This window comes from Methylocella tundrae, assembly GCF_901905185.1.
Classification (GTDB): domain Bacteria; phylum Pseudomonadota; class Alphaproteobacteria; order Rhizobiales; family Beijerinckiaceae; genus Methylocapsa; species Methylocapsa tundrae.
The window spans coordinates 1-237 of sequence record NZ_CABFMQ020000072.1; the positions used below are offsets into that span (position 1 = coordinate 1).

The following is a 237-nucleotide window of genomic DNA, read 5'->3' on the forward strand; positions in this document are numbered from 1 at the left end:
AAGCACTACCGCGGCGTCGCCACGCGCTACGACAAACGAGCCGACAATTTCCTCGCCGGAGTCAAGCTCGCCTCAATACGCATCTGGTTGCGCCATAATGAGTCGATGACCTAGCACTACTTTGGCAGAATTTTGAGGGGTTGTGCATTTTTGGGATTCCCGAGACGCGCATTGCGTGATTCATGGGTGGTCGGCGTCACGGAGGGCCGACCATGGACGAGATTTGGAAGTCCGATC

1 pseudogene is annotated in these 237 nt (G+C 56.1%); it reads left to right on the forward strand.

The features are described from left to right. Positions 1-114 (forward strand): annotated as a pseudogene (locus MPC4_RS06470) (IS5/IS1182 family transposase); the annotation flags it as partial. Between the last annotated feature and the right edge of the window lie 123 nt (positions 115-237).